Below are 553 nucleotides of genomic sequence, written 5' to 3' on the forward strand. Positions count from 1 at the left end.
GATCCTAAAAAAAAGCCCGTCCCTATCGTACAACCAATCCCAATAAGTGAGAGTTGCCACCATTTTAAATCTTTTTTTTCTTTCGTTTCATTATTAACATCATGACAGGTCATATCACTATTCTCCTTTATTCATTTTGAGAATGTCCCTCATGATCACTTAAATACTTCTCAGCAAGCTTTTCAACAACATCAATGACATCATGGGCCTTTATTTTATGATTTGCTACTCTTTCACTTCCTACAGAAATCTCAACTGTAAATAACGCTTCATATTTCATTTTTTCTGCTCCTTTCGTATCAAATACAACCTCGCATCTTTTATCCTTTTATTTCGCAAAAATTAATTATGTATTTAAAACCTCGTGAGTCTAAAAGTTAAACAAATAAATTCGAGTTATAGTTGTAAATCTAAAAATATTCTAACGCTACTAAGCTTATTTACTAAAAAAATGTATGAGAAAGGAGAGACAGCATGCCTCTCCTCTATATCCATTTCGTATATAAAATTAACGAGTAACGCCACCGCCAAGTTGTTGCTCAGCTAATGATAC

Annotated in this window: 2 protein-coding genes; both read right to left on the bottom strand. The window is 32.7% G+C overall.

Translation table 11 applies throughout. The annotated features are described in order from the left end of the window. A partial coding sequence (locus MR168_RS33050) for a hypothetical protein (RefSeq protein ID WP_242291771.1) occupies positions 1–113 on the bottom strand: 113 nt, incomplete at its 3' end. Between the two features lie 14 nt (positions 114–127). Beyond that, positions 128–280 (bottom strand): hypothetical protein, encoded by a 153-nt coding sequence (locus tag MR168_RS33055; protein WP_167498208.1) that lies wholly within the window; start codon positions 278–280, stop codon positions 128–130. Between the last annotated feature and the right edge of the window lie 273 nt (positions 281–553).

Origin of the sequence: Bacillus cereus group sp. BfR-BA-01356, from assembly GCF_022663635.1 — a bacterium.
In the GTDB taxonomy this organism is placed as follows: domain Bacteria; phylum Bacillota; class Bacilli; order Bacillales; family Bacillaceae_G; genus Bacillus_A; species Bacillus_A cereus.